Origin of the sequence: Halobellus litoreus, from assembly GCF_024464595.1 — an archaeon.
Taxonomy (GTDB): Archaea; Halobacteriota; Halobacteria; order Halobacteriales; family Haloferacaceae; genus Haloquadratum; species Haloquadratum litoreum.
Genome location: NZ_JANHAW010000002.1, coordinates 305,533 through 331,494 on the forward strand (window position 1 = coordinate 305,533; position 25,962 = coordinate 331,494).

Genomic DNA, 25,962 nt, shown 5'->3' on the forward strand with positions numbered 1-25,962 from the left:
TAGGACACCTTCGACGCGGCGTTCGACATTATCGAACAAAATTGTCGGGGGCCGAACGGTACCTCGACTCGTCGACAGAGAATCAGCGCGGAGATATAAGTGGGTGGCCGGTGGAGTGAGCATATGGTTCGAGTACTGCTCGCACTCGACGACGACATCGCGCAGGCACACGCACAGACGAACGCCATCGAGGATATGGTCGAGACGGCCAGCGGCGCGGAGGTGTTCATCCTCCACGTGTTCCGCGACAACCCCGAAGGGGCGTCCGTCCAGCAGGTCGAGGCGGTCCGAGAAGCGTCCGACCGGCTGGAGGAAGCCGGCGTCGAGGTGCAACTACTGGAAGCCAGCGGGTCTCCATCGGACGAGATCCTGCGATACGCCGACGAGCGGGACGTCGATCAGATCTGCGTCGGCGGGCGGAAGCGCTCGCCGGCCGGCAAGGCGCTCTTCGGCAGCGTCACGCAAGACGTGATCCTCGGCACGCACCGCCCGGTACTCGTCTGCGGCAGCGCCGAGGAGTAAGGGGTCTTCGAACGACGATTCGATCGGCGGAGACGGACTGCAGAATGTCCTTTCGAGTCCCGGCGAAGGCTAGTCGCTGTTGATTGCCGAATCGAGGTTCCGTTCGAGCGCCGCGACGCTCCGGCTGATCTCTGCGACCTGCTCGGTCTGCTGTTGGTTCGCCGCCGCGAGTTCTGCGACCTCCTCGGCGATCCGCTCGACGCCCTCGACGGTGGTTCCGAGCATCGCGGAGATGTCCTCCGCGCTCGTCGCCTGCTCGTCCGTGGCCGTCGCGATCTGTTCGAGTTGATCGGACACGTCCGCGATCGACGACTGGATCTCGCGCTGGTTCTCGTTGACGGCCTCGATCTGCGTCTCGATCTCCTCGACCCGTTCGGTCGTCTGCTCGATGCCGTCGATCGTGTCGGTCGCGATCTCGGAGATCGACTCGACGAGACCCTCGATGCGATCGGCCTCCGTCTTCGACTCCGAGGCGAGCGACTTCACCTCGTCGGCGACGACGGCGAATCCCTCGCCCGCGTCGCCGGCCCGAGCGGCCTCGATCGACGCGTTCAGCGCCAGGATGTTGATCTGGTCGGCGATGTCGTCGATCAGGGCGACCACCTCGTCGATCTCCTCGACTCGGTCGGCGAGGTTTTCCGCGTCCGAGGCCATCCGGTCGCTCGCCTCGGCGACGTCCTCGACGGTCCGCAGTAGTTCGGTCGTCGACTCCTCGGATTCGGTGGCGAGGTCGGCGGTGTCCGCACTCTGCGTGCTGATCGTCTCGACGCTCGCGGCGACTTCCTCGGTCGTCGCGCTGAACGTCTGAATCTCGTCGTCGACCTCCCGGACGTGCTCGGCCTCCTGTTCGGCGACCTCGGCGATCACGTCGACGTTCTCCGTGACCTGCGAGGACGCTCCTTCGAGCTCTCCGACGGTCGATTCCAGGTCCTCTCGTACCTGTTGCTGGACGTTCTGCATCGACTGGCGCTGTTCGACGAGGTCCGTGACCTGGTAGAGGACCTCGAAGGCGCCGGCGACGGACCCGTCGGGCGCGGTGAGCGGGACCCCCATCGCGCGGCCGTGTCCCTTCTCGCCGGCGGTATTGGTGATCGTCCGCACCTCGGTTTCGCGGATCGTCTCGCCCGTGCGCGCGACCTCCTCCGCGAGCGTCTCGGTCACGTCCTCGGTTCCGATCACCTCGTGGGCCTCCCGCCCGAGTGCCTCGTCGGCGGGGAGGCCAACGAACGACGCCTGCTTCTCGTTCCAGTGGGTCAGGCGACCGTCGTCGTCGACGACGATCACCGGTTCGGGGAACTCCGCGGCGAGTTGGTCGAACATGTGCCGCCAGTGATCACGTTCGGCTTTGTACCGCTCGGCTTCGCTCAGCCCGTCCGGGAGGTCCGGAGCGAGGGTGGCGTTCTCGGGGACCGGATTTTGCGTTGCCATCGCGAACGTGTCGACCGTGTCCCCACATAACTGATTCGCCCAGTTTTCAGGATTGATAGTCTGTTCTCCGAGCGACCTGGCTGGCAACGCCCGCCCGCGATCAGTCGTAATCGCGGCCCTTGACGAGCGCGACGACCTCGAACGTCGCGACGACCTCGTCGTCCCCGTTGATCGCCTCGCCGGCAGTCGTGACGTACCCGCGGTCGTCGCGGCTCTTCGACGGCCGCTTCTCCACTACCTCCGTTCGGAGGTGCAACGTATCGCCCGGGCGCACCGGCTTTCGCCACTTGATGTGGTTGACCTCGACGCCCGCCAGCGCCGCGAGCGGGTCCGGCTGCTCGGTGATCATCCGCATACACATCGCCATCGTGTGCCATCCCGACGCGACTAGCCCGCCGAACATCGATTCGGACGCGACCGCTTCGTCCGTGTGAAACGGCTGAGGATCGTACTTCTCGGCGAACTCCTTGATCTCCTCGGGCGTCACGTCGTAGGACCCGAACGTCGCGGTCGATCCGACCTCGACGTCCTCGAAGTATCGCATATCCGAGCCACGACCGGCGAGGTAGAAAACCCTTCGACGCCGAGGGCCTCTCGCCGTCGCGTCGGTACAGGGAGACTCACCAACGTACCGCAAGGATTTATGTACCGACCGCCGAAGGGTTTCGTATGGCGCGACAGTCAAATCTGGAAGAGGCCGCCGAAGCGGAAGCGGATCTGCCGGACCCGCGAGACGTGGTCGGCAAGGACGAGGAGATCCTGCTCGAAGAGATCTTCGACGCGGCGTTCATGACCGAAAACACCGACTTCGAAACCTTCGGCGAGATGGTGGCTGCGAGTCCGTCAGAGGCGACCGACGCGGACGAACTCGGGCGGATCCCCCGCGGTGAGTGGGACGAGTTCGTCGCGGAGACGACGATCTTCGAGGACGAGGAGGCGTTCGTCTTCGCCGCGCGGGACCACTGGGTCGCGAAGAAACTCGGCCTGAACTGACGTCGGAACCGCGTTCGACGGCGCTCGATCCCCTCCCGTGAGCGTCCGCGATGTCGACTGAACGGCCGTGTTCGGCCGTTTCCGGCCGATGCAACCACAACGATTATGAGGTACGTGTGGCAAGGTATGAGTAGACACGATGAGTTCAACTGACATCGACCAACCAGTGTTAGTCGCCGGGGCTGGGCCGACCGGGATGACCGCCGCGCTCGCGCTGCACGCCCGCGGCATTCCGGCAGCGATTCTCGAAGCCGACTCCGAGGACCGAGACCGCGCCGGGAGCCGCGCGATCTACGTCCACGGGTCGACGCTCAAGACGCTCGAACGGAACTACCCGGGCCTCGGAAAGGACCTCGTCGACGAGGGGCTGGTCTGGCCGACGCGCCGGACGGTCTGGCGCGGCAAGGAGGTCTTCAAGCGAACCTACGACAACCCCGGCGGCAGCGGGGACTTCCCCCACTTCACGAGCCTGCCGCAGGTCACCACCGAGAAGTACATGCACGAGGCCCTGGACGAACTCGGCATCGACATCCACTGGGACGCCGGCGTCGAGTCCGTCGAGTCGACTCCCGACGGCGTGCACGTCGAGACGACCGACGGCCAGGAGTGGGAGACGCCGTACCTCATCGGCGCGGACGGCGGCGGCTCGCAGGTCCGCAACGAGATCGGCTCCGAGTTCGAGGGCGACCAGTCGGAGAACTCCTTCATCATCGTCGACGTCGAGACGCTCGACGGCAACACGATCGAGGAGGAACCCATCCCCTTCGAGCGGCTGTTCCACTACGACGCTCCCGAGGCCGGCGGCCGCAACGTGATGCTCGTTCCCTTCTCCGGCGGCTGGCGGCTCGACATCCAGTGTCTCGGCGACGACGACCCCGAGGAGATCGCGAGCGACGAGCAGATGCGCGAGTTCGTCCGCGAGATCATGGGCGAGGAGTACGTCGACAACATCCAGTGGACCTCGACGTACAAGTTCCTCCAGGTCATCGCCGACTCGTTCGTCGACGAGCACCGTCGCGTGCTGCTCGCCGGCGAGGCCGCGCACCTGCTCGCCCCGTTCGGTGCGCGCGGGATGAACTCCTGCGTCGCCGACGCCGACGAGGCCGCCTCGGCCGTCGCCGTCGCGGCCCGGGCGCGGCAGGACGCCGTCGCGCGCAACGAGGTCGAGCTGTACGCCGCGCGCCGCGAACGCGCCGCGGAGTACAACATCGACGCCGCCGGACAGGCGCTCGACTACCTGCAGGGGGACACGCCGGTCACCGTCCTCCGCAAGGAGGTCGCCGCGTCGCTGGCGGACTACTTCGAACCGGCCGGCGAGTACCTCGACGACGCGCCGTACGGCCCCCACGACGCCCCGCCGATCGCGGCGACGGGCAACTACTGAGCGCCGTCGTTCGAGCGGTTTCGAGAACCGAATTCGATCTTTTCGCTGTGACGATCCCGGAAGCCACGCTCCCGTTCGGACGCTGTTCGTCCGCCCCGACGTCGCCATCGGCCGCGTTCAGTAGTTCCGGTAGATGAGATCGCGCTGGACCGCGCCGACGCCCTCGTAGGTCATCGGCATCCGGACGTCGCGGTAGACTCTGGTGATGCGTTCGTCGTCTAAGAGCGCTCGCCCCCCGTGGAGCTTCATCGACGTCTCGGCGCACTCGGCGGCGACCTCCGTGGCCTTCGCCTTCGCCATCGCGGCCCAGCGCTCGGCGTCCTCGCCCGCCATCACGTTCTCGACCGCCTGCCACAGGAGCGCGCGGGCGCTCTCGAACTCCATCCGCATCTCCGCGAGGTCGTGCTGCACGGACTGGAAGTCCGCCACCTGCCGGCCGAACTCCTCGCGGCCGTGGACGAACTCCCAGGCCTCCTCGATGGCGGCCGCGGCGAGGCCGATCCCGTGGGCCGCGACCCGAACCCGACCGGTGTTGAAGAACTCGGCGACCATCTTGAAGCCCCTGCCGCGCTCGCCCACGAGGTTCTCCGCCGGCACGCGGCAGTCGTCGAAGACGATGTGTGCCTGCTCGGAGGCCCGATAGGCCATCTTCTCGGGGATCGGTTCGGCCTCGTACCCCGGCGCGTCGGTCGGGACGATGAGAAGCGAGTGGTTGCCGTGGCGGTCGTCGGTGTCTTCCGTCTTCGCGTAGACGGTGATGTAGTCGCCCGAGACGCCGTTGCCGATCCAGTACTTCTCTCCGTTCAGAACCCACTGGTCGCCGTCCAGACGGGCGGTCGCCTCCATCCCCGCGAGGTCGCTGCCGGTGTCGGGTTCGGAGATGGCCATCCCGGTCCGTTTCTCGCCCGCGGCGACGGCGCGGAGGTACTCTTCTTTCTGCGCGTCCGTGCCGAACTCCTGGAGGATCTCGGTGCCGAAGCTCTGGCTGACAATCCCGAGTCCGAGGCCGGCGTCCGCGCGGAAGAACTCCTCGACGGTCGCGACGATCTCGTCGAGCGACCGACCGGGGCCGCCGTACTCGGCGTCGATCTCCTGGGCCACCAGCCCGGCGTCGTGCGCGGCCTCAACGACGTCGACGGGGTACTCGGCGGACGCGAAGTACTCGCCCGCGACGGGGGCCATCTGTTCCTCAGCGAACGACCGCGCACGGGTCTTCAGTTCGCGTGCACCCTCCGGAACGACGGTCGGCGTAAGTATGTCTGATTTCATATTATTTTACGGTAATCTCGGTTATTCGGAACGTCTCTTCGAGCGAGCCAGTCAGTCTTCCAGGGGTAATTCCCCGTGCTTGTCGACGAACTGGTCGCGAAGAGTCTTCTTGTTGAACTTGTGCGTCGTCGTCTTCGGTATCTCATCGACGAAACGGAATACGTCCGGAAGCCACCACTTCGGGAACGTATCCAGGAGGTGATCCCGGAGCGCCTCCTCGTCGACGCTGGGGTCCTCGACCACGACGAACGCCACCGGTCGTTCCTGCCACTTCTCGTGGGGGACGCTGACGACGGCCGCCTCGGCGACGCCCGCAGCGTCGATGAGCGAGTTCTCCAGTTCGACCGACGAGATCCACTCCCCGCCGCTCTTGATCGCGTCGTCGATGCGGTCGACGATGTCGAGGTACCCGTACTGATCGATGGTCCCGACGTCGCCGGTCTTGAACCACCCGTCCTCGGAGAACGACGACTCGTTCGCTTCCGGGCGCTTGAAGTAGCCGTCGGTGAGCCACGGCGACCGCGCGTGGATCTCACCCGGCGTCTCTCCGTCGTGCGGGACGGGTTCCCCGTCCGTGTCGCGCAGTCGAATCCGCGCGCCCGGCGCGGGAATGCCGGCCTTCCGCTTGAGTTCGTAGCGCTGCTCCTCGGGGAGGTCCCGCATCTCTGTCGTCTCGAAGGTGTTCGCCAGGTGCGGCGACGCCTCGGTCATTCCGTAGCCCTGGTAGATCGGTGCCTCGTACACCTCCTCGTACTTCTGCATCAGCGACGCCGGGGGTGCGCTCCCGCCCGTGAGGACGCGGTCGAGGGTGTCGAGCGGTTCGCCCTCGGCGGACTCGAGGTAGCTGTCCATCTCGATCCAGACGGTCGGGACCGCCGCGGCGACGGTCACGTCCTCGGCGGCGATCAGGTCCGCGACCGCCTGCGGCGACGTGTGCTGCCCCGGGAGGACGAGCTTCGACCCGTAGAACGTCCCCGAGTAGGGGAAGCCCCAGCCGTTGACGTGGAACATCGGCACCACCGGCATCACGGTGTCGCTCTCGCCGACCCCGAAGACGTCGACGTGGCCGTGAACGAGCGTGTGGAGGAACATCCGCCGGTGGCGGTACTGGACGCCCTTCGGGAGGCCGGTCGTGCCCGACGTGTAACACAGGGCGAACTCCCGCTCCTCGTCGAGTTCCGGCCAGTCGTAGTCGGTGGCGTAGCCCGAGATGAACGACTCGTAGTCCACGACGTCGTCGAGCTCCGTCTCCGGAACCTCGCTGTCGAGGACGACGTACTGTTCGACGGTTTCGAGATCGGGGGCGATGGCTTCGACGGTGTCGAGGAACTCGGGATCGACGAACAGCATCCGGTCTTCGGCCTCGTTGATGATCTCCACGAGGTGGTGTTCCGGCAGTCGGTGGTTGGTCGTGTGGATGCTTCGACCGCTGCAGGAGGGACCGAAGTACAGTTCGTAGTGGCGGTAGTGATTGACCGCCATCACCGAGACGCGGTCCCCCTGGTCGAGCCCGTAGTCGTCGAGCGCGTGGGCGAGCCGACAGATCCGGTCGTACGCGTCCGCGTACGTGTACCGGTGGATCGAGCCGTCCGCGAGTTTCGAGACGATCTCCTTGTGGTCGAAGAGGTCGACCGCCCGCTGCAGGAACTTCGTGATCGTGAGTTCGTAATCTTGCATCTGCCTATTCCTGTGGTTCGAACCGGTAAAAAACCCGTTCGTGGTCGACCGGACCGTCGATCTCGACGATTTTTAGTTCGACCGGATCGCCGATGGCGAGGTCGTCGTACTCCGCGTCGTCGATCCGCGCGGACAACTGCACGTCGCCGAGGTCGACGATCCCCGTGACGAACGGGACCTCGTCTTCCATCCCCATCGGCGCGCCCGCTCGAACCGTCGAGAACGCGAACAGCTCCCCCTCGTGCGGGAGGTCGACGTACTCCAAGTCCTCGCTCCGACACTCCGGACAGACGATCCGCGGCGGGAAGTGTAGTTCGCCGCACTCCTCGCACTGCGTCGTCGTCAACTGTCCGTCCCGGAGGTTGTCGTAGAACTCGACGATCTCGGTCGTTTCCTGGTTCTGTAGCTCGTAGAAGTCCAGCAGTCGAGGCAACTCGACCGTCTTCGGGATCTCGACGACGTCCCTGTCGGTGCCGCCGTCCGTCTCCGCTCTGTGCTTCGAGTCGTGTTCGGTTTCGTCGTCGTGTTCGTTCATAGTCGACCTCGCGAGAGGGTCATCACGCTGTGCACCGAGGCGCTGCCACTGAGGTTGTGGATCAACCCCGTTTCCGGGTCCGGGACCTGGCGGTCGGGCTCGACGGTCCCGCGGAACTGGTTGAACACTTCGAGGGCCTGGGAGACGCCGGTCGCCCCCAGCGGGTGTCCGCAGCCGAGCAGTCCGCCGCGGGGGTTGACGGCGATGTCGCCGTCGAGTTCGCTGCGGCCCTCCTCGATGAACTTTCCTCCTTCGCCCTTCTCGACCCACCCGAGGTCCTCGTACTCGACGATTTCGCTGATCGAGAAGCAGTCGTGGACTTCCGCGACGTCGAGTTCGGCCACGGGGTCGTCGATCCCGGCCTGGTCGTACGCCTGCTCGGCCGCCGTCGTCGCCTGCGGCCACGCCGACATCGACGGGAGGTTGTTGATGGAGTTGCTCGCGAAACAGGCCTGGCCGCTGCCGGTGATCCAGGCCGCCTCGTCGGTGACCTCCCGCGCCTTCTCTTCGCTCATCAGGATCAGCCCCGCCGCGCCGTCGGTGACGCCGCTGCAGTCGTACAGACACAGCGGCGGCGACAGCTCGAAGGAGTCGACCACGTCGTCGACGGATACCTCCTGTTGGAACTGCGCGAAGGCGTTGGAGGCGGCGTGGGTCTTGTTCTTCGCGGCGACGAGGGCGAGTTGCTCGCGGGTCGTGTCGTACTCGTGCATATGCCGCTGGGCGATCATCGCGAAGTACGGCGGCGCGTTGAAGCCGTTGACGCCGTCGAACTCGCGGTCCATCACGTCGGCCATACTGGTCTGGGCCTCGGCGGCGTACTCCCGCGGGAGGTTCATCTTCTCGACGCCCAACACGAGCGCGGTGTCGATCTGCCCCGCGGCGATCGCGAGCCACGCGTAGCGGAGCGCGGCCTGGCCGCTCGCGCAGGCGAGTTCGGTCCGCGCGATCATACTGTCGACGTCGACGCCGAGCAGTTCCGCGACCATCGGCGCGACGTGCGTCTGGAAGGCGAACCGTTCCGGCTGGACGCTCCCGACGAACAACCCCTCGATGTCGTCGGGGCTGACGTCCGGAACGTCCTCGAACGTGGCCTTGCCGGCCTCCTGGATCAGATCCTTGTAGCTGGCCTCGCGGACGCCCCACTTGGTGTGCCCACCGCCGACGATGCCGACGTTTCGCGTCATCTCACTCACCCCCGAAGTCGGGCTCTCTGTCCTGGTTGAACGCGGCGACGCCTTCGAGCATGTCGTCCGTCGTCGCGAGCAGGCCGAAGCCCTGGCTCTCCAGGGTCAGCCCGGTGTCGAGGCTGGCGTTCTGGCCCTCCTGAATCACGTTCTTCGCGACTTCGAGCGCGGTCTGCGGCCCGTTCGCGAGGTCGTCGACGACGTCGTCGATCAGGGCCTCGAACTCGTCGTCGTCGACCGCGCGGTTGAGGATGCCCCACTCCTCGGCACGCTCCGCGGAGAGTTGCATCCCGCGGTAGACCATCTCTTTCGTTCGGGGCTCGCCGATGAGGCGGACGAGACGCTGTGTGCCGCCGCCGCCGGGGATCAGGCCGAGGTCGATCTCGGGGCTGCCGAGCCTCGACCCCTCGGTGGCGTAGCGGAGGTCGCAGGCGAGGGTGATCTCTAATCCCGCCCCGAGACAGAAGCCGTCGATCTTCGCGATCGTCGGGCGCGGATACTCGTAGATCGCTTGGACGGTCTCGTCGACGCTCGCGAGGTCGGTCGGCTCCGCGACCGTGAACCCGGTGATGTCCGCACCGGCCGAGAAGGCCCGCTCGCCCGCGCCCTCGAAGACGACGCAGGCGACGTCCTCGTCGTCGGCGCTTTCGAGGACGCGCTTGACCTCGTCGAACATATCCGTCGAGAAGGCGTTGAGCCGTTCCTCGCGGTCGAAGACGACCTCCAGAACGCCCTCGTCGGTCAGTTCGTGGGAGATGTAGTGGTACGGGCCGCCGTCGCTGTAATCGTAGAAGCCCTCGCCCGCCTTCTCGCCGGTGTGACCGTTCTCGACCAGTTCGACGAGGTAGTCGTCCGGCTCGTAGCGCTCCGCACCCGTGCGCTCGTGGAGGTCTCGGAGTTTCTCCAACACGCTGTCGAGGCCGATCTTGTCCGCCGTCCGGCAGGTCCCCTCGGGAAGCCCGCCGCCGAGACGCATCCCGATGTCGATGTCCTCGGGGTCGGCGACGTCGTCGCCGACGAGGCGCGCGGCCTCGTTTATCATCCGGGCCTCGATGCGGAGCGTGTCGATACCCTCGCCGTCGGTCGGCTCGTAGTTCACGCCGTCGCCGTCCTCGTAGTCGTAGAAGCCGCTTCCGGTCTTTCGGCCGAGGTTCTCCTCCTCGACCCGCGAACGGATCGACTCGGGGACGGGCAGGTCCCACTGATCCCGGGAGTGGGTGAAGATGTCGAGTCCGCCGAAGTCGTTGAGTTCGAACGGCCCCATCGGATAGCCGCGCTGGAACACCATCGCGGCGTCGACGTCCTGGATCTCGACGTTCCCCTCGTCCAGCATAAACCCGGCCTCGCCCATGTACGGCGTCAGGACGTTGTTGACGACGAACTGTGGGATGTCCTTCCGCACTCTGATCGGTGTCTTCCCGAGCGACTCGACGAACTCGATTCCGGCGTCGACGACCGCCGGATCCGTCTGCTCGCCGGAGGCGACCTCGACGAGGTCCATCTTCACCGGCGGGTTGAAAAAGTGCATCCCGCAGACGTACTCGGGCTGTTCGGTCGCTTCCGCGATGTCGGTCACGCGGAGGCTCGACGTGTTCGTCGCCATAATCGTCTCGTCGCCGGCGGCCCCGTCGACCTCCGCGAAGATGTCGCGCTTGAGGTCGAGGTCCTCCGGCGCGGCCTCGATCACGAGGTCGGCGTCGGAAACCGCGTCGGCGAGGTCGACCGTCGTCGAGACCCGGGCCAGCACGTCCTCGGGGTCCTCGTCGATCTGCCCCTTTTCGGCCAGTTTACCGAGACTCCACTCGATCTGATCGTACCCGTCTTCGACGAGTTCTTCCTCGATGTCGCGCATCACGACGTCGTAGCCGGCGATGGCGGCCACTTCGGCGATACCGTGGCCCATACTCCCGGCTCCGAGAACCGCGACGCTCTCGATTTCTGCGTCCATCGAATAGAAATTCGGATCGTTCATATTTAATGTGTCGGTGCGACGCCCTCACACGGACGGTGTGCTACCACCCGTCAGAGACGGCGGCAAGCGGCGTTCGGACCGCCTACTCGCCGCTGCGGAGGCTGGAAAGCCGCTTTCGGAGGTCGTCTCTGCTGTCGTACAGCGATGTGATCGACGGCACGATGCCGTCCCGGAAGTACAGGAAGAGAACGGTGAGCAGCAGGCCGAACGCGACGGTCCGCCACTGTCCGAAGTTCCCGAGCAGGTTGTCGATGTAGATGATAACCGCAGCGCCGACCAGCGGCCCGTACCGGGACCGCAGTCCGCCCAACACCAAGATGATGAGGACGAGCACGTCCACGGAGTTGAAACTGAACAGTGACGGGATGATGATACCGGTCGTCTGCCCGTAAAACGGCCCCACGAGCCCGATAATGAACGTGCTGATGAACCCCGCGAACATCTTCAGCCTGACGACGTCGACGCCGGTCGCTCGGGCGGCGAACTCGTCCTGACGGATCGCGTCGAACGCCAGTCCGTACTTCGAGCGGTTCAACCACGTGTACACGCCGAGCACCGCGGCGAAGATGGCCAGCAGCACGTAGAACTGGACCGCGTACGAGCCCAGCCCGGTCAGCCGTTCGACGGCGGGTAGTTCGAGTCCGCTGAACGGGAAGCCTGTGCTGCCGCGGGTGATATCGCGGAGCCCCACGAGGACTTCCGAGATGATCATCTGGAAGGCGAACGTCACGATAGCGAGGACGATCACGGTGAACTGGCGGCGTGCGGCCACGTAACAGACCACCGACCCGAAGACGCCAGCCACGAACGCGCCCAGAAGTAGTGTCACCCAGGGCGAAATCCCGAGATACTGGGCCGTCAGCGCGGTCGTGTACGCGCCGACCGCCGCGATGCCACCCATGAAGAGAATCAGCTGATCGGTCTCGCCGAAGACGATGTTGAGCGCCATCGCGAAGATGGCGAAGATCATCACGCGGATGAAGCGCCGCGAGATGTAGGTCGTCGCGGGGTCGAAGAACAGTAGCGGCACCGCCAGGAGTGCGGCGAACACGATGGCGGTGGTGAGTCTGTCCCGAGTCGCGGTGTCTGCGCCAGTTCGGTTCATGATATCTGCTCCGGTTTGTAGATCAGCACGGCGATTGCGACGGCGAAGAGCGTCACGGTGGACAGGTACGATCCGAACAGCGCGCCCGCGACCGTGATGACGATCCCGAGGATGATGCCCGCGGCGACGGTGCCTCTGATGCTGTCGACACCGCCGACGATCGAGACCATAATCGCGAACGTGGTCAACTCGAAGGCGCTCGCGGGCGTCACCTCCGCGTCGAGGGCGTAGAGGATTCCCCCCGCCGCGGCGATAGCCGCGCTCAACACGAACACGATCGACTGCACTCGACGGGGACGGATGCCGCAGAGGATCGCTCCCGTCTCGTCCTGGATGACGGTCCGCGTAGCGACTCCGAGGTAGGTGTGGTTGAAGAAGTAGTAGATGAGTCCGAACAGCACCCCCGCAGACACGATAACCGCCATCGAGGATCCCGTAATTCCAGCGCCGACGACCGACACCGACGGGACGTCGCTCTCGAGGAAGTAGCTCCCGGCCAGGAAGACGAAGAGCAGCCCCTCGAACAGCAGCGACAGTCCGAGCGTGACGAAGATGCCGAGAAGCACTCGATCTTCGCCTTCCTCCCGGTAGACGAGCGACAGTACCGATCGGTCCAGCGCGAACGCGAACAGGGCGACGGCGACGACCCCACCGAGTCCGGCGACGAGCAACCCGGGGACGACTCCCAAAAGCAGGGAACACGCGATGACGGCGATGACGGCGAAAACGCCGAGCATAAGATTGAGAATTCCTCCCAACCCGAAGACGAGCGTGATCCCCAACCCGAGGAGTGAGAGGATCATTCCCCTCGCCAGTCCGTCGATAAGCAGTTCTACGCCTCTGGCAAACATAGTGGCTCATCGTCGGACTGTGTGTATAAATATTATGGATGCCGGAACGCTTCGATCGACTGTCTCCGAACTCCGATCACCGAATTATTTATGTAGAATCGTGGGAAAGCCGAGTCTGTGCTAACCGCCACCAACGTAACCAAGCGATTCGGCGGGCTAGTCGCCGTCGACGACGTCGATTTCTCTATCGGCGACGAGGAGATCGTGGGCCTGATCGGACCGAACGGGGCGGGAAAGACGACCCTGTTCAACACCATCACGGGCGTCCACGCACCCAACGAGGGTTCGATCACCTTCAACGGGGAGGAACTGGTCGGCAAGACCCCGAACCAGGTGGCCCAACTCGGCGTCGCCCGGACCTTTCAGGCGGTCCGGACGTTCAACGAATCGAGCGTCCTCGACAACGCAACGGTGGGCGCAGTGTTCGGAAACGACGAGTCCGTTTCGATGAACGAGGCGACCGAACGCGCTCGCGAGGCGCTCGCGTTCGTCGGGCTCGGCGGCCGCGAGGAAGCGGAGGCCGGGTCGCTGACGATTGCCGATCGGAAGCAACTCGAACTCGCGAAGGGCCTCGCCGCCGATCCGGACCTCATCCTCGTCGACGAAATCGGCGCGGGTCTCACGCCGGCGGAGATCGAAGAGATCACGCAGACGTTGGAACGCGCCCGCGACGAACGCGGCGTGTCGGTGTTCTGGATCGAACACATTATGGAAGCGATAATGAGCGTCACCGACCGAATCATCGTCCTCAACCGCGGCGAGAAGATCGCCGACGGCACGCCCGAGGAGATCCGTTCGAACGAGCAGGTCACCCAGGCCTACCTGGGGGAGGTCGAGTCGTGACGCTGATTGACGTCGACGGCCTCGACGTCCACTACGGCGACCTGCAGGTCCTGTGGGACGTCTCCCTCGAAGTCCGCGAGGACGACTCGGTGGTCTCGATCGTGGGCCCGAACGGGGCCGGCAAGACGACGCTGCTCAAGACGCTCTCGGGCGTCCTGACGCCGTCGGACGGCCGCGTCGAAGTGCTCGGACAGGACGTCGCCGACGTGCCCGCCAGCGACATCGTCGAGCGCGGGTTCGTCCAGGTGTCCGAAGAGCGAAACCTGTTCGGCGACCTCTCGGTCGAGGCCAACCTCCGGATGGGTTCGTTCACCAAGCGCGAGACCTTCGCGGAGAACCGGGATATGGTGTTCGAGATGTTTCCCGTGCTGGAAGACCGCCGAAACAAGAAGGCCCGAACCCTCAGCGGCGGTGAGCAACAGATGCTCGCGATCGGCCGGGGCCTGATGGCGGAGCCGAAAGTGCTGGCGCTCGACGAGCCGTCGAACGCCCTCGCCCCGCAACTCGCCGAACAGGTGTTCGAGACGATCGAGGACATCTCCGACGACGTGACGGTCGTGCTCGTCGAGCAACACGTCGACCGAGCGCTGACCCTCGCGGACCGCGGATACCTGCTCGAAAACGGCCGCATCGAGACCGAAGGGAGCGGGACGGAACTCCTCGAGAGCGACGCGATCAAAGAAGGCTATCTCCGCGGGTAGCTCGACCGGTTTTTCAGCCGTCCAGCAGGTCACCCGACGGATCGTACGCCGGCAGCGGTTCGGACCGGAACTCCTCCGTCAGATCGACGCTTCCGTCGGGGTAGTACTCCGGCGATCCGGACTCGAAGCCGACCATCAACTGGACCAGGTTCCGCAGTTCACCCCACTCGGTGTACTCGATCGGCGAGGCGAACAGCGTGTCGAACTCGATGTTCCGGATCGAGTCCGCGATCGCGGTCGGGTTCGCCTCCCCGGCGTCCTCGATCGCAGCGGCGAAGAGGTCGGCGACGACGTATCCGACCCCGTTCAGCACCCCGAACCACCCCTCGGTCTGGTCGTAGAACCGCTGGGCGACCTCGGCGTACTGATCCGAGAACGGATCCGGTTGCGTCTGTGCGAGGAAGCCCTGCGTGACCGAGTCGCCGAGGGCGTTGGCGGACAGTTTCGCGTCGCTCCGCCCGATGACGTAGTCCGGGTTGACGTCGGAGAGCCCCTGAAGCTGGTTGTAGATCGTGAACACGCCCGGCGGGTGGCTCGCCGAGATGAGCAGATCGAGATCGTCGGGCATCGCCCGGAGGTACGTCGTGAACGAACTCTCGCCGAACGGCGCGACCTCCATATGCACGTTGATGTCGTCAGGGAAGATCGCGTTGATACTCTGTTCCCAAGCCCGACCGTAGGAGTAGTCCGCGATGATGGCACCGACGTTCTGGAACCCCTGATCCTCGATGAACTGGTTCACTGCCCGGGCGTTCGTCGGGGCGGGCGCCAGTCCCATCCGGAAGTTGTACCGCGAGTCGCGGGTCAGGAACTCCGAACTCCCGACGAACTGCGGCACGTGCGGCACCTCGTTCTGTTCGGCGATGGGCGCGACCGTCAGCCCGATGTCGCTCGAAATCGGGCCCGTGAGCGCCACGGCGTTCTCGGCCTCGATGAGTTCGGTCGCGATCGTGCTCGCCTCGGCCGGATCAAGTTGGGTATCGCGGTCCGCGAAGACGAGATCCCGACCGAGCACGCCCCCGTTGGCATTGATCTCGTCGAGTCGGAAGTTGAACCCGTCGACGAACTCCTGCGTCGTCTGCGCGTACGGGCCGGTATAGGGCTGCAGTCCCCCGATAACGATGTCCTCGCCGCCGCCGTCGCCGCCACCGTCGCCGGCAGTCGCCCCGTTTCCGTCGCCGCTGTCGCCGCCACCGCCGTCGCCGCCGCTGTCACCGCCACCATCTCCCCCGTTCCCGCCGTTCATACAGCCCGCGAGAGAGCCAGCGACGACGGTCGCACCGGTCAGTTTCAGGAAATTTCGTCGGTCGGCGCTATTCGATCCACTGGTGTTACCAGATGGCATAGTTGTAACTGTTAATCATCAACATATATATTTTTCTACTATCAGCGATACGTGGCCGGGTCGTCGGGCAGTCATCCCCGGCGGGTCTCGGCGACGGAACGGTCGCCTATTCGTCGTCGACGCCCTCGCGACGCCGAAGCGACTGCCGCCGAACTTTCCCCGTCGTCGTCGTCGGGATTTCGTCGGTGAACTCGACTTCCCGCGGGTACTCGTACTTGGCGAGGCGGTCCTTGACGTGGGACTGCAACGCTTCGACGAGTGCCTCGCTCGGATCGTACCCGTTCGCGAGGACGACGAACGCTTTCGGGATCTCCCCGCGCGTCTCGTGTGGGACCCCAATGACGCCGACGTGTTGGGCCGCCGGGTGCGTCAGGAGGACCTCTTCGATCTCCTTGGGCGCGATCCGGTACCCCGAACTGATGATGAGGTCGTCCGACCGGGAGTGGAACCTGAAGTAGCCGTCCTCGTCGACCGACACGAGGTCGTCCGAGAGGAGCCAGCCATCCTGCACGGTTTCGGCCGTCTTCTCGGGCAGGTTGTGATATTCGAGAAACAGCATCGGATCGCCGTCGTATCTGACCGCGAGTTCCCCGATTTCGTGCGGCTCCTCGATTCGCTCGTGCGTCTCCGGGTCGAGGACGGCGACCTCGTGGCCGACCGAGGGAACGCCGAAGTAACCGAGGCGGTGGTCCAGTCCGACCGCAGGGTCGTCACAGACGAGCCCGCCGATCTCGGTCGTTCCGTACCCCTCGATGAACGCGGCGTTCTCGAACGTCTCCCCTACCCACTCGATGATGTTCTCGTCGGCGGCTTCGCCGCCCGTCGTCAGTGATTGCAGGCTCGCGAGATCGTACGTCGCCGCCGGATCCTCGGTCTGCATCATCATCCGGACCGCCGTTGGCGGGAGGTTGAGGTGCGTGACCTCGAACCGCTCGATCAACTCGAATTCCGCTTCGGGGTCGAACTGATCGCCGGCGTAGCCGACGACCGGCAGGCCGTAAAACATCGCCGGCAGGACCATCCCCGGGAGCGACATAATCCACGACCACTCCGAGACGGTGCGCACGACCTGATTCTCATCAGTGCGGTGACACTGAAGGCTGAGGAACTGCGGTAACTCGCCGAGGAGGTGGCGGTGGGCGTGGACGACGCCCTTCGGCCGTCCCGTCGTCCCGCTCGTGTAGATGATGAACGCCTCGTCGTCGGCTTCGGTCTCCCGGCTCTCGAAATCCGCGCCGTGGCCGTCGGTGGCCGCCTCGAAATTGACCTCGTCGTCGCGGTCGAAGTCGTCGTAAGTGACGACCAGATCGAGTGAGTCGACCTGATCGCGGATGGACCTGAGCGTGTCGACCGCGGCCTCGTCGACGAGGAACACCGACGCGTCGCAGTCGGAGAGTCGGTATTCGAGGCCGTCGGAACCGAGGAGAACAGTCAACGGCACGGACACCGCACCGAGTTTGAACGCCGCGAGGTGCCCGGCGAGGGACTCGACGCACTGCGTCCCGTTTATCGCGATTCGATCACCGACGTCGACGCCCGCCTCGGCGAGGTACGCCGCGAACCGGTTGGCTTTCCGATCCACTTCCTGAAACGTGTGGGTCGTGTGGTCGCCGTCGGGACGGCCGAGGGACAGCGCGGTGCGGTCCGGGTCGCGGTCGGCCCACCGCTCACAGGCGTATGCGGCGATGTTGAACGTCTCGGGCACCTCCCATTCGAACCACTCTCGGATCGCTTCGAGCGTCTCGAACTCCCGTTGATGAAAATAGTAGTTTTCGAGTTCGACGGTCTCTGTCATCGTCTGAGTAATGATAACGGTCGGTATTAAAAATACGGCCGGGCGAGAGTTCGATCGTTGGGAGCGACGTCCTGCGAGTTGTTCGAACGGCCCTGTCGGGCGGGGCGAGCGGAGTGCCACGATGCGTACTCCCGGGGCAGGTCACGGCGCGTACTGGTAGTTCACGGAGACGATGTTTGCCGATTTCTGGACCTCGTCGGCGAGTTCCTGCCGATACTCCTCGTCGCGAAGGCGGTCCGAGGGGCAGACGACGCCGATTGATCCGAGTACCTCCTCGCCGACCTTGATCGGGGCGGCGACCGCGCCCATACCGACGACCTGTTCGTTGCGGTCGATGCCATAGCCCCGCTCGCGGATCGCTTCGAGTTCCGACCGGAGCGCGTCTTCGTCGGTGATCGTGTGTTCTGTCCGCGCTTCGAGTCCGTGTTCGTCGAGGATCTCCCGAAACGATTCCTCCTCGAGGTGCGCGAGTATCACCTTCCCGCCCGCGTGGGTGTGAATCGGCGTTTTCAGCCCCGGATAAATCCCGAGTCGGAGCGATTCGGAACCGAACTCGGTGTGTAGGATGACGAACCGGCCCCGCTCTTCGACGTTGATACTGACCAGCTCACCCGTCTTGTCCACCAGTCGTTCGAGTTCCGGCTTCGCCACGTGGAAGAGTCGGTTCCGATATTTCACCTGTCCGCCCAACTCCAGCAGCTCGAATCCCAGCCGGTAGCTGCCGTTCTCGTTGATCACGTATCCCATCGAGCGCAGGGTTCTGAGATAATCGTGTACTGTACTCTTCGGCACGTCGAGCCGTCTGGAAAGCTCCGCGACACCGACCGTCTTCTGCTCTTTCAGCACGTCCATTATCTCGAAGGCCCGCTGAATCGTCTTGAGTGGTGGGGCGTCGTCGGTCATCTCTATCCAGTAGATGTAGCCGGTGTGACCTAAAGACTGCGGTTATCTCGAACGGTAGTATCGGATATCGTGAATGACGTGCCCATATATCCGTGTCTCCACGACAGCGTGGATGGACCTCGTACCCACCAGTCTGTCCGGCCTTCAGTCCGTTTCTTTGGTTGTCAACACAATTCCAGTCATCTCGATCGAGCAGTAACCCGTATCGACAGTATCCCGCTACCGGTCGGCGTACGTCGCTTTCGATCGGGGCCTCGCTCGCCGTCGCTCTCTCGGTTTCCTGCGGATAACTCGAACGCAGATACGGGTTTCCAGAATATCCTAGGCCTCCCTTCGTATACGTACTGGGAGGATTCGGACGGCGAGTATTGTCCGTCCAACCCCCATATGACAACTGTCCTCGCGGTGCACAGACGGCGCTTACGAAACTCGATTGGCCGTAGCGTGACCATTCCACGCACTTCGACCCGGGCCTGGACCGGTTCGTTTTGAATAACGAAAGTACGACTGTTATTTGACCACTCGATGCGGGCGGAACTCGGGGCTATTCGCGGGATGCTGCCGGTCGAATTAGTTTTCAGAAAATAGTGGTATCCTGTGTGATAGTCTATTAGAGACCATTCAAATACTGTATTCGCTGTCGAATACGACTGAATAAATACTACGTTTTATTATATTTCTCGGATCCGATCAAACGGAAATTCGTCCGGTCCGGCTGGGCACCGTCACTCGCCGGTGCGGAAATGTCGAACGTCTCCCGGACGTAATCTGTTACTCGGGACCGAGTATACCACACAAAGTATATATACCCAACAGCGATTACATCAGGTATGGCGACTTCCGAACAACTGACTGACTCCGCTCACTTCTCTGTCGAGAACGTCGGCGGCATCGATCACACCGAAGTAGACATCCCACCCGGCGTTACCGTCCTCACCGGCAAAAACGCCACCAATCGCACCTCCTTCCTCCGCTCGATTATGGCCGCCATGGGCAGCCATCGCGTCTCTCTGAAAGGCGACGCCGACCACGGTCGTGTCGAACTCACCCTCGACGGCACCACCTACGAGCGCACTCTCACCCGCGCCGGCGACGGCGTCACCTTCGACGGCGACGCCTACCTCGACGACCCCGCCGTCGCCGACCTCTTCGCCTTCCTCTTGGAAACCAACGACGCCCGCCAGGCCGCCGCCCGCGGCGAGCAGTTGCGCGACGTCATCATGCGCCCCGTCGACGTCGACGCCATCCGCTCGCAAATCCGCTCCCTCGAAGACCAGAAGGGTGACATCAACGACGAACTCGCCCGCATCGAATCCAACAAGCGCGACCTCCCCGACCTCGAACAACAGCGCACCCAACTCCGCGAGAAAATCGAGGACAAACGCGAAGAACTCGCCGACCTCGAAGCCGACATCGACGACAGCAGCCGCGACGTCGAAGAAGGCCGCAAAGAGCAAGCCGAACTCGAAGAGAAACTCCAGGAACTCCGCTCGACCCGCTCGGAACTGGAATCCATCCGCCGCAAAATCGAACGCCAAGAGGAGAGCATCTCCTCGCTGAAACGCGAGCGCAGCGACCTCGAAGACGACCTCGAAGAACTACCCGAGGCGCCGATGGGCGAGCACCAAAACCTCGAAGCCGACATCGACCGCTTGCGAACCGAGCGCCAGGACCTCAACACGGAGATCAACGAGCTTCGGAGCCTCATCCAGTACAACGAGGAACGCCTCGAAGCCGAAGACTACGACCTCTTAGAAGACGGCGGCACGGCCGCCGACAGCGGCGAGGGCTCGGTGACCGACCAACTGGTCGCCTCCGAGTCCGAGACCGTGGTGTGTTGGACCTGCGGCTCCTCTGTCGAGCGCGAACAGATCGAATCGACGATCGAACGGCTGAAACGCCTGCGCACGGAGAAAGTCGACGAGCTGAACGACATCAAAACGAGGCTGGAAGAGAAGAAGGAGGCCCAGCGGGAGGCGACGAAGAAACAGCGCAAGCGCTCGGAAATCGAACGCAAACTCGACGACATCGAGTCGGAACTCCAGCGGCGCGACGAGCAGATCGACGCGCTGAAGCAGAACCGCGAGTCGCTGACCGAGGAGGTCGAAGCCTTAGAGTCGGACGTGGAGAACCTCGAATCGGCTGATTTCGAGGAGATCCTGTCGCTGCACAAGGAGGCGAACCAACTGGAGTTCGAGATCGACAGTTTGGAATCGGATCTCGAGGAAGTGACCGAAGAGATCGAGTCGATCGAAGCGGACGTCGAGCGGGCGGACGAACTCCGGGAGGAGCGCTCGGAGCTCGTGGAAGAGCTGACGGATCAGCGGACGAAGATCGATCAGATCGAGGCGGAAGCGGTCGAATCGTTCAACGAGCATATGGAGTCGATTCTGGAGCTGTTGGGCTACGAGAACATCGAGCGGATCTGGATCGAGCGGATCGAGGGTGCGGGGACGAGCGAGGGACAGACGCGGTTCGAGTTGCACATTGTGCGGACGACGGAGAACGGGGCGGCCTACGAGGACACGATCGAGCACCTCTCGGAGAGCGAGCGGGAGGTGACGGGATTGATATTCGCGCTGGCGGGCTATCTGGTGCACGACCTCCACGAGACGGTTCCGTTCATGTTGTTGGATTCGCTGGAAGCGATCGATTCGGACCGGATCGCGGACCTCGTCGAGTACTTCGCGGACTACGCGGAGTTCCTGGTGGTGGCGCTGCTGCCGGAAGACGCCCAAGCGCTCGACGAGGAGTTCACTCGCGTCACCTCGATCTAACGGGTCCCCCGGGTGCGCTGGGGTAGCCCAGTACATTTTTGAGGCTCTTCGGCGAAGGGAGGGTAATGCCAGACACGACCGACAACCGACCGTCGAGCAAGGTGGCGCGACTGATCGCCGAGTACAACCTCGACGGGTTGGGCGACGAATTGGAGGCCCGCTGGACCGGCGACGGCGTCGAGCGGACGAGCCTCCGCGATCTCGCGGACTACTTCAACGAGCGGCTTCTCGAACAGACGCTCATCGATGCCGGAATGAACGCACTCGAGAGCGACGTCTCCACGATGTATCAGAACCTAACCGACGACGAAGTGAGCACCGGTGTTCGAACCGACACCCGGAGCCGTCTGGAGCAGAACGGGATCGACGCCGACGAACTCGAATCGGACTTCGTCAGCTATCAGGCGATTCGGTCGTATCTCACCGAGTACCGCGACGCCGAGTACCGCCAGCTCTCGGACGAGGAGAAGGTCGAGAAGGACCTTCAGAGCATCCAGCGGTTGATGACACGAACGTTGTCGGTGACCGAAGAGCGAATCGAGAAACTCCGCGAGACCGGCCGGGTCGACGTCGAAGAGTTCGAGGTACTGTTGGACGTGCAGGTGCTCTGCCAGGAGTGCGGCGAGCAGTACTCCGTCTCGGAATTTCTCGAAAACCGCGGCTGTGCCTGTCAACAGGAGTAGATAGCAGACGCGTCGCGCTGGAGCGACGGTTTCGACCCGTCATTCGCAGACTCGCCCGATCGTGTGTGATCGGACGAGGGCTCACGCCTGCCCGAGTTTCAACTCGAGTTCGTTGGCGGCGCCGCGGATCTGATCGACGATACCGTCGGCGAGCTGTTGATCTGTCAGCCGGTTCGCCGGACCGACGACGCTGATCGCGCCGACCACGTCGCCGCCGACGATGATCGCCTTTCCGACCGCGCGTGCCCCTTCGACGGCCTCCTGATCGTTGATCGCGTACCCACGCTCCCGCGTTGCTTCCAGTTCGTCGAGGAGTTGCGCGCGGGAATCGATCGTGTGGGGCGTCCGCTGTTCGAGGCCGTGTCTGTCGATTATCCCCTCGACGCGCGCTTCGGGCAAATACGCCAGGATGCTCTTTCCCGATGCCAACTGGTGCAAATACGAGCGCGTCCCGATCCGGGCGTGCGTCTGGACCGCGTGTTCTCCGAGCGCGTAGTCGAGGTACACCGCACGGCCGTGTTCCTCCGTCACGAGCCACGTCGCTTCGCCGGTCTCGTTCGCCAGTTGCGTGATCGTCTGCTGTCCGATGTCCGCAATGGCGTGACGGTCACGGGCCGCAATCCCGTGATCGAGGAGTCGAAGCCCCAGATCGTACTTTCCCTCCGTCTTCACGAGATATTCCAGGTCGTACAGCGACGAGAGGTAGTCGTGCGCGGTACTCGTCGGCACGTCGAGTCTCTCCGTGATCTCAGTGGCACCGAGCGGACCCTCCTTCTGAAGCAATTCGATAATCTCGGACACCCGTCGGATCGATTGTAACTTAATAGCGTCGTTTGTCATTGTCATACAGTGCTCTAAGAGAGCGTATAAACTTAGCTTTGTGGTCTTCATCTCGACAAATGCCCGACGACACTATCGGAAGAGCGATCAGGCGCGCCACGTATCGCGTGCTCGATGGGCCCCAGACCCACTATCAGGCGAGTTGGGGTAGCCGAAACCTGATCGTTCGGCCACGCTTCGAGTCCCCGAAATGAACGACGCGAGACTTGAGAGAGTCGGTCCGATCCGATCATTTCGATCACAGTATCTGTCTATCGGTGCTCGAGTTCGGGGAGATCCGAGAAGTTCTAACGGACGTACTCTTGTTAGGGCGTCGCCGATCGAGCGGTAATCATCATTATCATTCATCGTATATTATCCGACAATATCGGATTATTTGATACGGTTGGGGCCCGCCGCGAGCGGCAGACGGTTTTTGACTCGACGATACGAACCGAACAGTTCTGTGGTCAGCCGACGCTGATCGATTCGACGTCGAGACGGCCGCGCTCGCGGCCCACGGAGAGATCGTCTGCAAAAAGCTGGAACGGTCGACGTCCGCTCTCGAACGCTACTCGCCTTTCCGTTGATCCGGCGAGTACGGCACCTCACCGACGGTCGCCCGGATCTCGGTCTGCTCGTGCCGTTCGACCTTCGGATTCGGCGAGTCCTCCTCGCCCCACACGAGCGTGACTTCGGTTCCGGGTTCGCTGTGTTCGACGTCGATACTGCACAGCGAGATGATCGTCCCCGCGTCGTACTCGTAGGACCGCGAGTGCGAGAGCCCGATCAACTCGTCGCCGTGCAACACTTCGTCGTAGTTCGCCCGGCCCCAAGCGATCCTGGGCAGGTCCATGAACTTCTTCGTCTCGCCGTCGCGGAACAGGGAGGCGTACACGTCGATGACGTCTTCTTCGTCCCAGGCGAGGGAGACGAGCGTCCGATCCGGATCCTCGACCTTCTCTTCGAGCGCCTCGCGACCGACGTAGTCGTGATCGAAGCTGATGAGCTTCTCGTATCCGAGTTCGATCGGATCCATGTAGTACTCGGAGATGTCATCGGAAACGAAGCTCCCGTCGATTGAGTAGGTGGCTTCGCGGCTGTCGGCGTCGAGCCACTCGCGATAGTCGCTCATCTCCTCGACGTTGTAGATCGGCGGCACGCCCGGCGGCACCCATCCGAGCTTCACCGAGAGCGTGTGGTAGGCCTTCGATCCGAGCTGTTCGAGGCCGTAGTCCTGACCGGCCTCGACGATCGCCTCCCGTACCTCGTCGGCGTGCTCGTAGGGACCGATGAACTCGAAGCCGAACTCCGTCGACATCCCGTGCCCGACAGCGAGGGTGTCGACGCCGGCGAGATCGATCTCCTCGAAGTGATAGAACGGAATCGAATCCAGGTCCGCGTCGGTGACCTGCTCTAAGACGTCTCGCGCGTTCGGACCCTGTACCTGGAACACGAACTTCTCCGGGTCGCCCTCGTGTGCGGAGGTTCTGGGCTCGGTCTCGACGGTCGCGTCGTAATCGCCCGTCTCCAGATTGTAGCGAACCCAGTTCGCCGACAGCATTCCGGCGCTGTAGTACTCCTCGTCGTCGACCCGCAGCATCGGTCCGTCGCCGATGATATGGCCGTTGGGGTTACACATCACGAGTTGCTTCGCGCGGCCGACCTCGAAGTTCTCGAAGCTGTTGACGCTGAGGTCGCGCAGCAGGTCGCGCGCGTCCGGTCCGGTCACGCGTAGCGACGTCATATGATGAGAGAGGTTAGCGAGCGAGACGGTCTCCGTGACGGCCCGCTGTTCGTCGAGCCAGTTCGTCTGCTCGTTCGGGACGACGGGAAAGTTATCCGTGTAGTCGCCGCCCTTGCGACGCAGCACTTCGACGGGGTTACCAGACGCCTGAATCTCTTCGGGGTCCATACACCGAGGGGGATTCCCCATACACTTAAATATATCTTACTCGGAACCCACGGAGAAACAAAGCAGATTATCAAGAAATAATATCTAGAGAGCTATCTGCGCGTTCCGAAATTGCGACGCGGGCTACAGATCCAGCAGCCGCTTGATGTTGCCGGAGAGGATCTTCTCCCTGTCCGCCTCCGAGATGTCGAGGTTCTCGATCAGCGGGATGATCTCGGTCGCCCAGTACCGCCCCTTGTCGGGCCCGAAGGGGTAGTCGGCGCTGTAGACGACGTTGTCCGCGCCGAAGAACTCCAGTCCGCACTCCAGCGGATAGGACTCTCCTTGACTGCTGACGGCGGTGTCGCCGTAGATCCGATCGAAGTACGCGTCGAGCGGTTCCGAGAGGTCGGCGATCGCGGGGTTCTGGTACAGTTCCGGCTCCTCGGTCCGCGTCTGATACCACGAGCGGATCCGCCCGATCTGGTAGGGGAAGGATCCGCCGAGGTGGTGAGAGATGATCTCGAGGTTCTCGTGGCGGTCGAGGACGCCCGAGAAAATGAGGCGAGCCAGCGCGATGTTCGTGTCGAACGGCCACGCCAGCATCTTGTAGATCCAGGTGTGAGACTGGTCGTAGTCGTGCCAGTCGGCGAGCTGCGGGTGAATCCAGATGGGGATGTCGAGGTCGTCGACGGTCGCGTAGAACTCCTCGAAGTCGTCGTCATCGAGCATCCGCCCGTCGATGTTCGAGAAGATCTGGACGCCGTGCATCCCGAGGTCGTCGATGCACCGGCGAACCTCGTCGACGTACTCGTCGGTGAGGAACGGCACCGTCGCCGTGGGGATGAACCGATCGGGGTGTTCGTCGGCGATTCGTCGGATCTCGTTGTTCGCGACGCGGGTCGCCTCCAAGGCGTCGTCGGGGTCGATCCCCTGCCAGAGCATCGGCGCGGCGAGGTTGATCACCTGCCGGTCGATCCCGTTCGCGTCCAGATACTCGATACGGCCCTCGACGTCGAACATCCGCGGTGCGTTGCGAAGGCTATCCAGTTCGGAGGTCGGGTGGACCTGCTCCAGTTCGTCGAGCGCCTCGCTCGACATTATGTGCGAGGTCGCGTCTATGATCTCGGGCATCGTTGGCTGCTTGGTGTGATATTACTTAAATCATTGTGTAATTTAGGTGAACGAGCGCACGGGCGCGACAGCGGTAAGATAGCAGAAACCGACTAGTGCGGACTTTTCCGATCGGTAGCGCTGATCCGGTCGCAAAGCCTAATAC

Annotated in this window: 22 protein-coding genes; 7 read left to right on the plus strand and 15 right to left on the minus strand. The window is 63.6% G+C overall.

Going from position 1 to position 25,962, the window contains the following annotated elements:
* Positions 1-123 precede the first annotated feature (123 nt).
* Positions 124-522 (plus strand): universal stress protein, encoded by a 399-nt coding sequence (locus NO360_RS09065; protein ID WP_256307473.1) that lies wholly within the window; start codon positions 124-126, stop codon positions 520-522.
* Between the two features lie 69 nt (positions 523-591).
* Here the strand turns inward: NO360_RS09065 and NO360_RS09070 are convergent, their stop codons facing one another.
* Both NO360_RS09070 and NO360_RS09075 read right to left on the minus strand, forming a co-directional pair.
* Entirely contained in the window at positions 592-1,950 is a 1,359-nt protein-coding gene (locus NO360_RS09070; protein WP_256307475.1) for a methyl-accepting chemotaxis protein, read from the minus strand.
* Between the two features lie 100 nt (positions 1,951-2,050).
* Positions 2,051-2,494, minus strand: coding sequence for a MaoC family dehydratase (locus NO360_RS09075; RefSeq protein WP_256307476.1), 444 nt, complete (start codon positions 2,492-2,494; stop codon positions 2,051-2,053).
* 125 nt (positions 2,495-2,619) lie between these two features.
* On the opposite strand from NO360_RS09075, the gene NO360_RS09080 reads away from it, so the two are divergent.
* Together NO360_RS09080 and NO360_RS09085 are read left to right on the plus strand one after the other, a co-directional pair.
* Positions 2,620-2,943 (plus strand): hypothetical protein, encoded by a 324-nt coding sequence (locus tag NO360_RS09080; protein WP_256307477.1) that lies wholly within the window; start codon positions 2,620-2,622, stop codon positions 2,941-2,943.
* 139 nt (positions 2,944-3,082) lie between these two features.
* Positions 3,083-4,327, plus strand: a complete 1,245-nt coding sequence (locus NO360_RS09085; RefSeq protein ID WP_256307478.1) for an FAD-dependent monooxygenase — start codon at positions 3,083-3,085, stop codon at positions 4,325-4,327.
* A 117-nt stretch (positions 4,328-4,444) separates the two neighbouring features.
* Here the strand turns inward: NO360_RS09085 and NO360_RS09090 are convergent, their stop codons facing one another.
* From NO360_RS09090 to NO360_RS09120, 7 genes are all read right to left on the minus strand, one after another.
* Positions 4,445-5,596 carry an acyl-CoA dehydrogenase family protein gene (locus tag NO360_RS09090; protein WP_256307479.1) on the minus strand — a complete coding sequence of 384 codons (1,152 nt, stop codon included), beginning with the start codon at positions 5,594-5,596 and terminating at the stop codon, positions 4,445-4,447.
* A gap of 51 nt (positions 5,597-5,647) precedes the next feature.
* Positions 5,648-7,273, minus strand: a complete 1,626-nt coding sequence (locus NO360_RS09095; protein WP_256307480.1) for a long-chain fatty acid--CoA ligase — start codon at positions 7,271-7,273, stop codon at positions 5,648-5,650.
* 4 nt (positions 7,274-7,277) lie between these two features.
* On the minus strand, positions 7,278-7,808 hold the full coding sequence (locus NO360_RS09100) for a Zn-ribbon domain-containing OB-fold protein (protein ID WP_256307481.1): 531 nt from the start codon (positions 7,806-7,808) through the stop codon (positions 7,278-7,280).
* Positions 7,805-8,995: a thiolase C-terminal domain-containing protein gene (locus NO360_RS09105; RefSeq protein ID WP_256307482.1), complete on the minus strand. Its 1,191-nt coding sequence runs from the start codon at positions 8,993-8,995 to the stop codon at positions 7,805-7,807. Before NO360_RS09105 ends, NO360_RS09100 begins: the two co-directional genes overlap by 4 nt.
* A gap of 1 nt (position 8,996) precedes the next feature.
* Positions 8,997-10,943: a 3-hydroxyacyl-CoA dehydrogenase/enoyl-CoA hydratase family protein gene (locus tag NO360_RS09110; RefSeq protein WP_256307483.1), complete on the minus strand. Its 1,947-nt coding sequence runs from the start codon at positions 10,941-10,943 to the stop codon at positions 8,997-8,999.
* A 106-nt stretch (positions 10,944-11,049) separates the two neighbouring features.
* Complete coding sequence (locus NO360_RS09115) at positions 11,050-12,072, minus strand: branched-chain amino acid ABC transporter permease (RefSeq protein ID WP_256307484.1); 1,023 nt, start codon at positions 12,070-12,072, stop codon at positions 11,050-11,052.
* The gene (locus NO360_RS09120) at positions 12,069-12,923 is read right to left on the minus strand and encodes a branched-chain amino acid ABC transporter permease (protein WP_256307485.1); all 855 of its coding nucleotides are present in this window, start codon (positions 12,921-12,923) and stop codon (positions 12,069-12,071) included. Before NO360_RS09120 ends, NO360_RS09115 begins: the two co-directional genes overlap by 4 nt.
* Before the next feature lie 117 nt (positions 12,924-13,040).
* On the opposite strand from NO360_RS09120, the gene NO360_RS18945 reads away from it, so the two are divergent.
* Together NO360_RS18945 and NO360_RS09130 are read left to right on the plus strand one after the other, a co-directional pair.
* Positions 13,041-13,766: an ABC transporter ATP-binding protein gene (locus tag NO360_RS18945; protein ID WP_256307486.1), complete on the plus strand. Its 726-nt coding sequence runs from the start codon at positions 13,041-13,043 to the stop codon at positions 13,764-13,766.
* The gene (locus tag NO360_RS09130; RefSeq protein ID WP_256307487.1) at positions 13,763-14,467 is read left to right on the plus strand and encodes an ABC transporter ATP-binding protein; all 705 of its coding nucleotides are present in this window, start codon (positions 13,763-13,765) and stop codon (positions 14,465-14,467) included. Before NO360_RS18945 ends, NO360_RS09130 begins: the two co-directional genes overlap by 4 nt.
* Before the next feature lie 13 nt (positions 14,468-14,480).
* Here NO360_RS09130 and NO360_RS09135 read toward each other — a convergent pair whose 3' ends face one another.
* The 3 genes from NO360_RS09135 to NO360_RS09145 form a co-directional block, all read right to left on the minus strand.
* The gene (locus tag NO360_RS09135; protein WP_256307488.1) at positions 14,481-15,812 is read right to left on the minus strand and encodes an ABC transporter substrate-binding protein; all 1,332 of its coding nucleotides are present in this window, start codon (positions 15,810-15,812) and stop codon (positions 14,481-14,483) included.
* Positions 15,813-15,918: 106 nt separating this feature from the next.
* On the minus strand, positions 15,919-17,607 hold the full coding sequence (locus tag NO360_RS09140; protein WP_256307490.1) for an acetate--CoA ligase: 1,689 nt from the start codon (positions 17,605-17,607) through the stop codon (positions 15,919-15,921).
* Positions 17,608-17,748: 141 nt separating this feature from the next.
* Positions 17,749-18,510, minus strand: a complete 762-nt coding sequence (locus NO360_RS09145; RefSeq protein ID WP_256307491.1) for an IclR family transcriptional regulator — start codon at positions 18,508-18,510, stop codon at positions 17,749-17,751.
* A gap of 830 nt (positions 18,511-19,340) precedes the next feature.
* On the opposite strand from NO360_RS09145, the gene NO360_RS09150 reads away from it, so the two are divergent.
* Positions 19,341-21,287, plus strand: a complete 1,947-nt coding sequence (locus NO360_RS09150) for an archaea-specific SMC-related protein (protein WP_256307492.1) — start codon at positions 19,341-19,343, stop codon at positions 21,285-21,287.
* 65 nt (positions 21,288-21,352) lie between these two features.
* A complete protein-coding gene (gene rdfA, locus NO360_RS09155; RefSeq protein WP_256307493.1) occupies positions 21,353-21,970 on the plus strand; it encodes a rod-determining factor RdfA in 618 nt (205 codons plus the stop codon).
* An 81-nt stretch (positions 21,971-22,051) separates the two neighbouring features.
* Here the strand turns inward: rdfA and NO360_RS09160 are convergent, their stop codons facing one another.
* The 3 genes from NO360_RS09160 to NO360_RS09170 all read right to left on the minus strand — a co-directional run bounded on the left by NO360_RS09160 (position 22,052) and on the right by NO360_RS09170 (position 25,817).
* Complete coding sequence (locus tag NO360_RS09160; RefSeq protein ID WP_256307494.1) at positions 22,052-22,810, minus strand: IclR family transcriptional regulator; 759 nt, start codon at positions 22,808-22,810, stop codon at positions 22,052-22,054.
* Positions 22,811-23,360: 550 nt separating this feature from the next.
* The gene (locus NO360_RS09165) at positions 23,361-24,704 is read right to left on the minus strand and encodes a hypothetical protein (RefSeq protein WP_256307495.1); all 1,344 of its coding nucleotides are present in this window, start codon (positions 24,702-24,704) and stop codon (positions 23,361-23,363) included.
* Positions 24,705-24,827: 123 nt separating this feature from the next.
* Complete coding sequence (locus tag NO360_RS09170; RefSeq protein WP_256307496.1) at positions 24,828-25,817, minus strand: amidohydrolase family protein; 990 nt, start codon at positions 25,815-25,817, stop codon at positions 24,828-24,830.
* Positions 25,818-25,962: the final 145 nt, after the last annotated feature.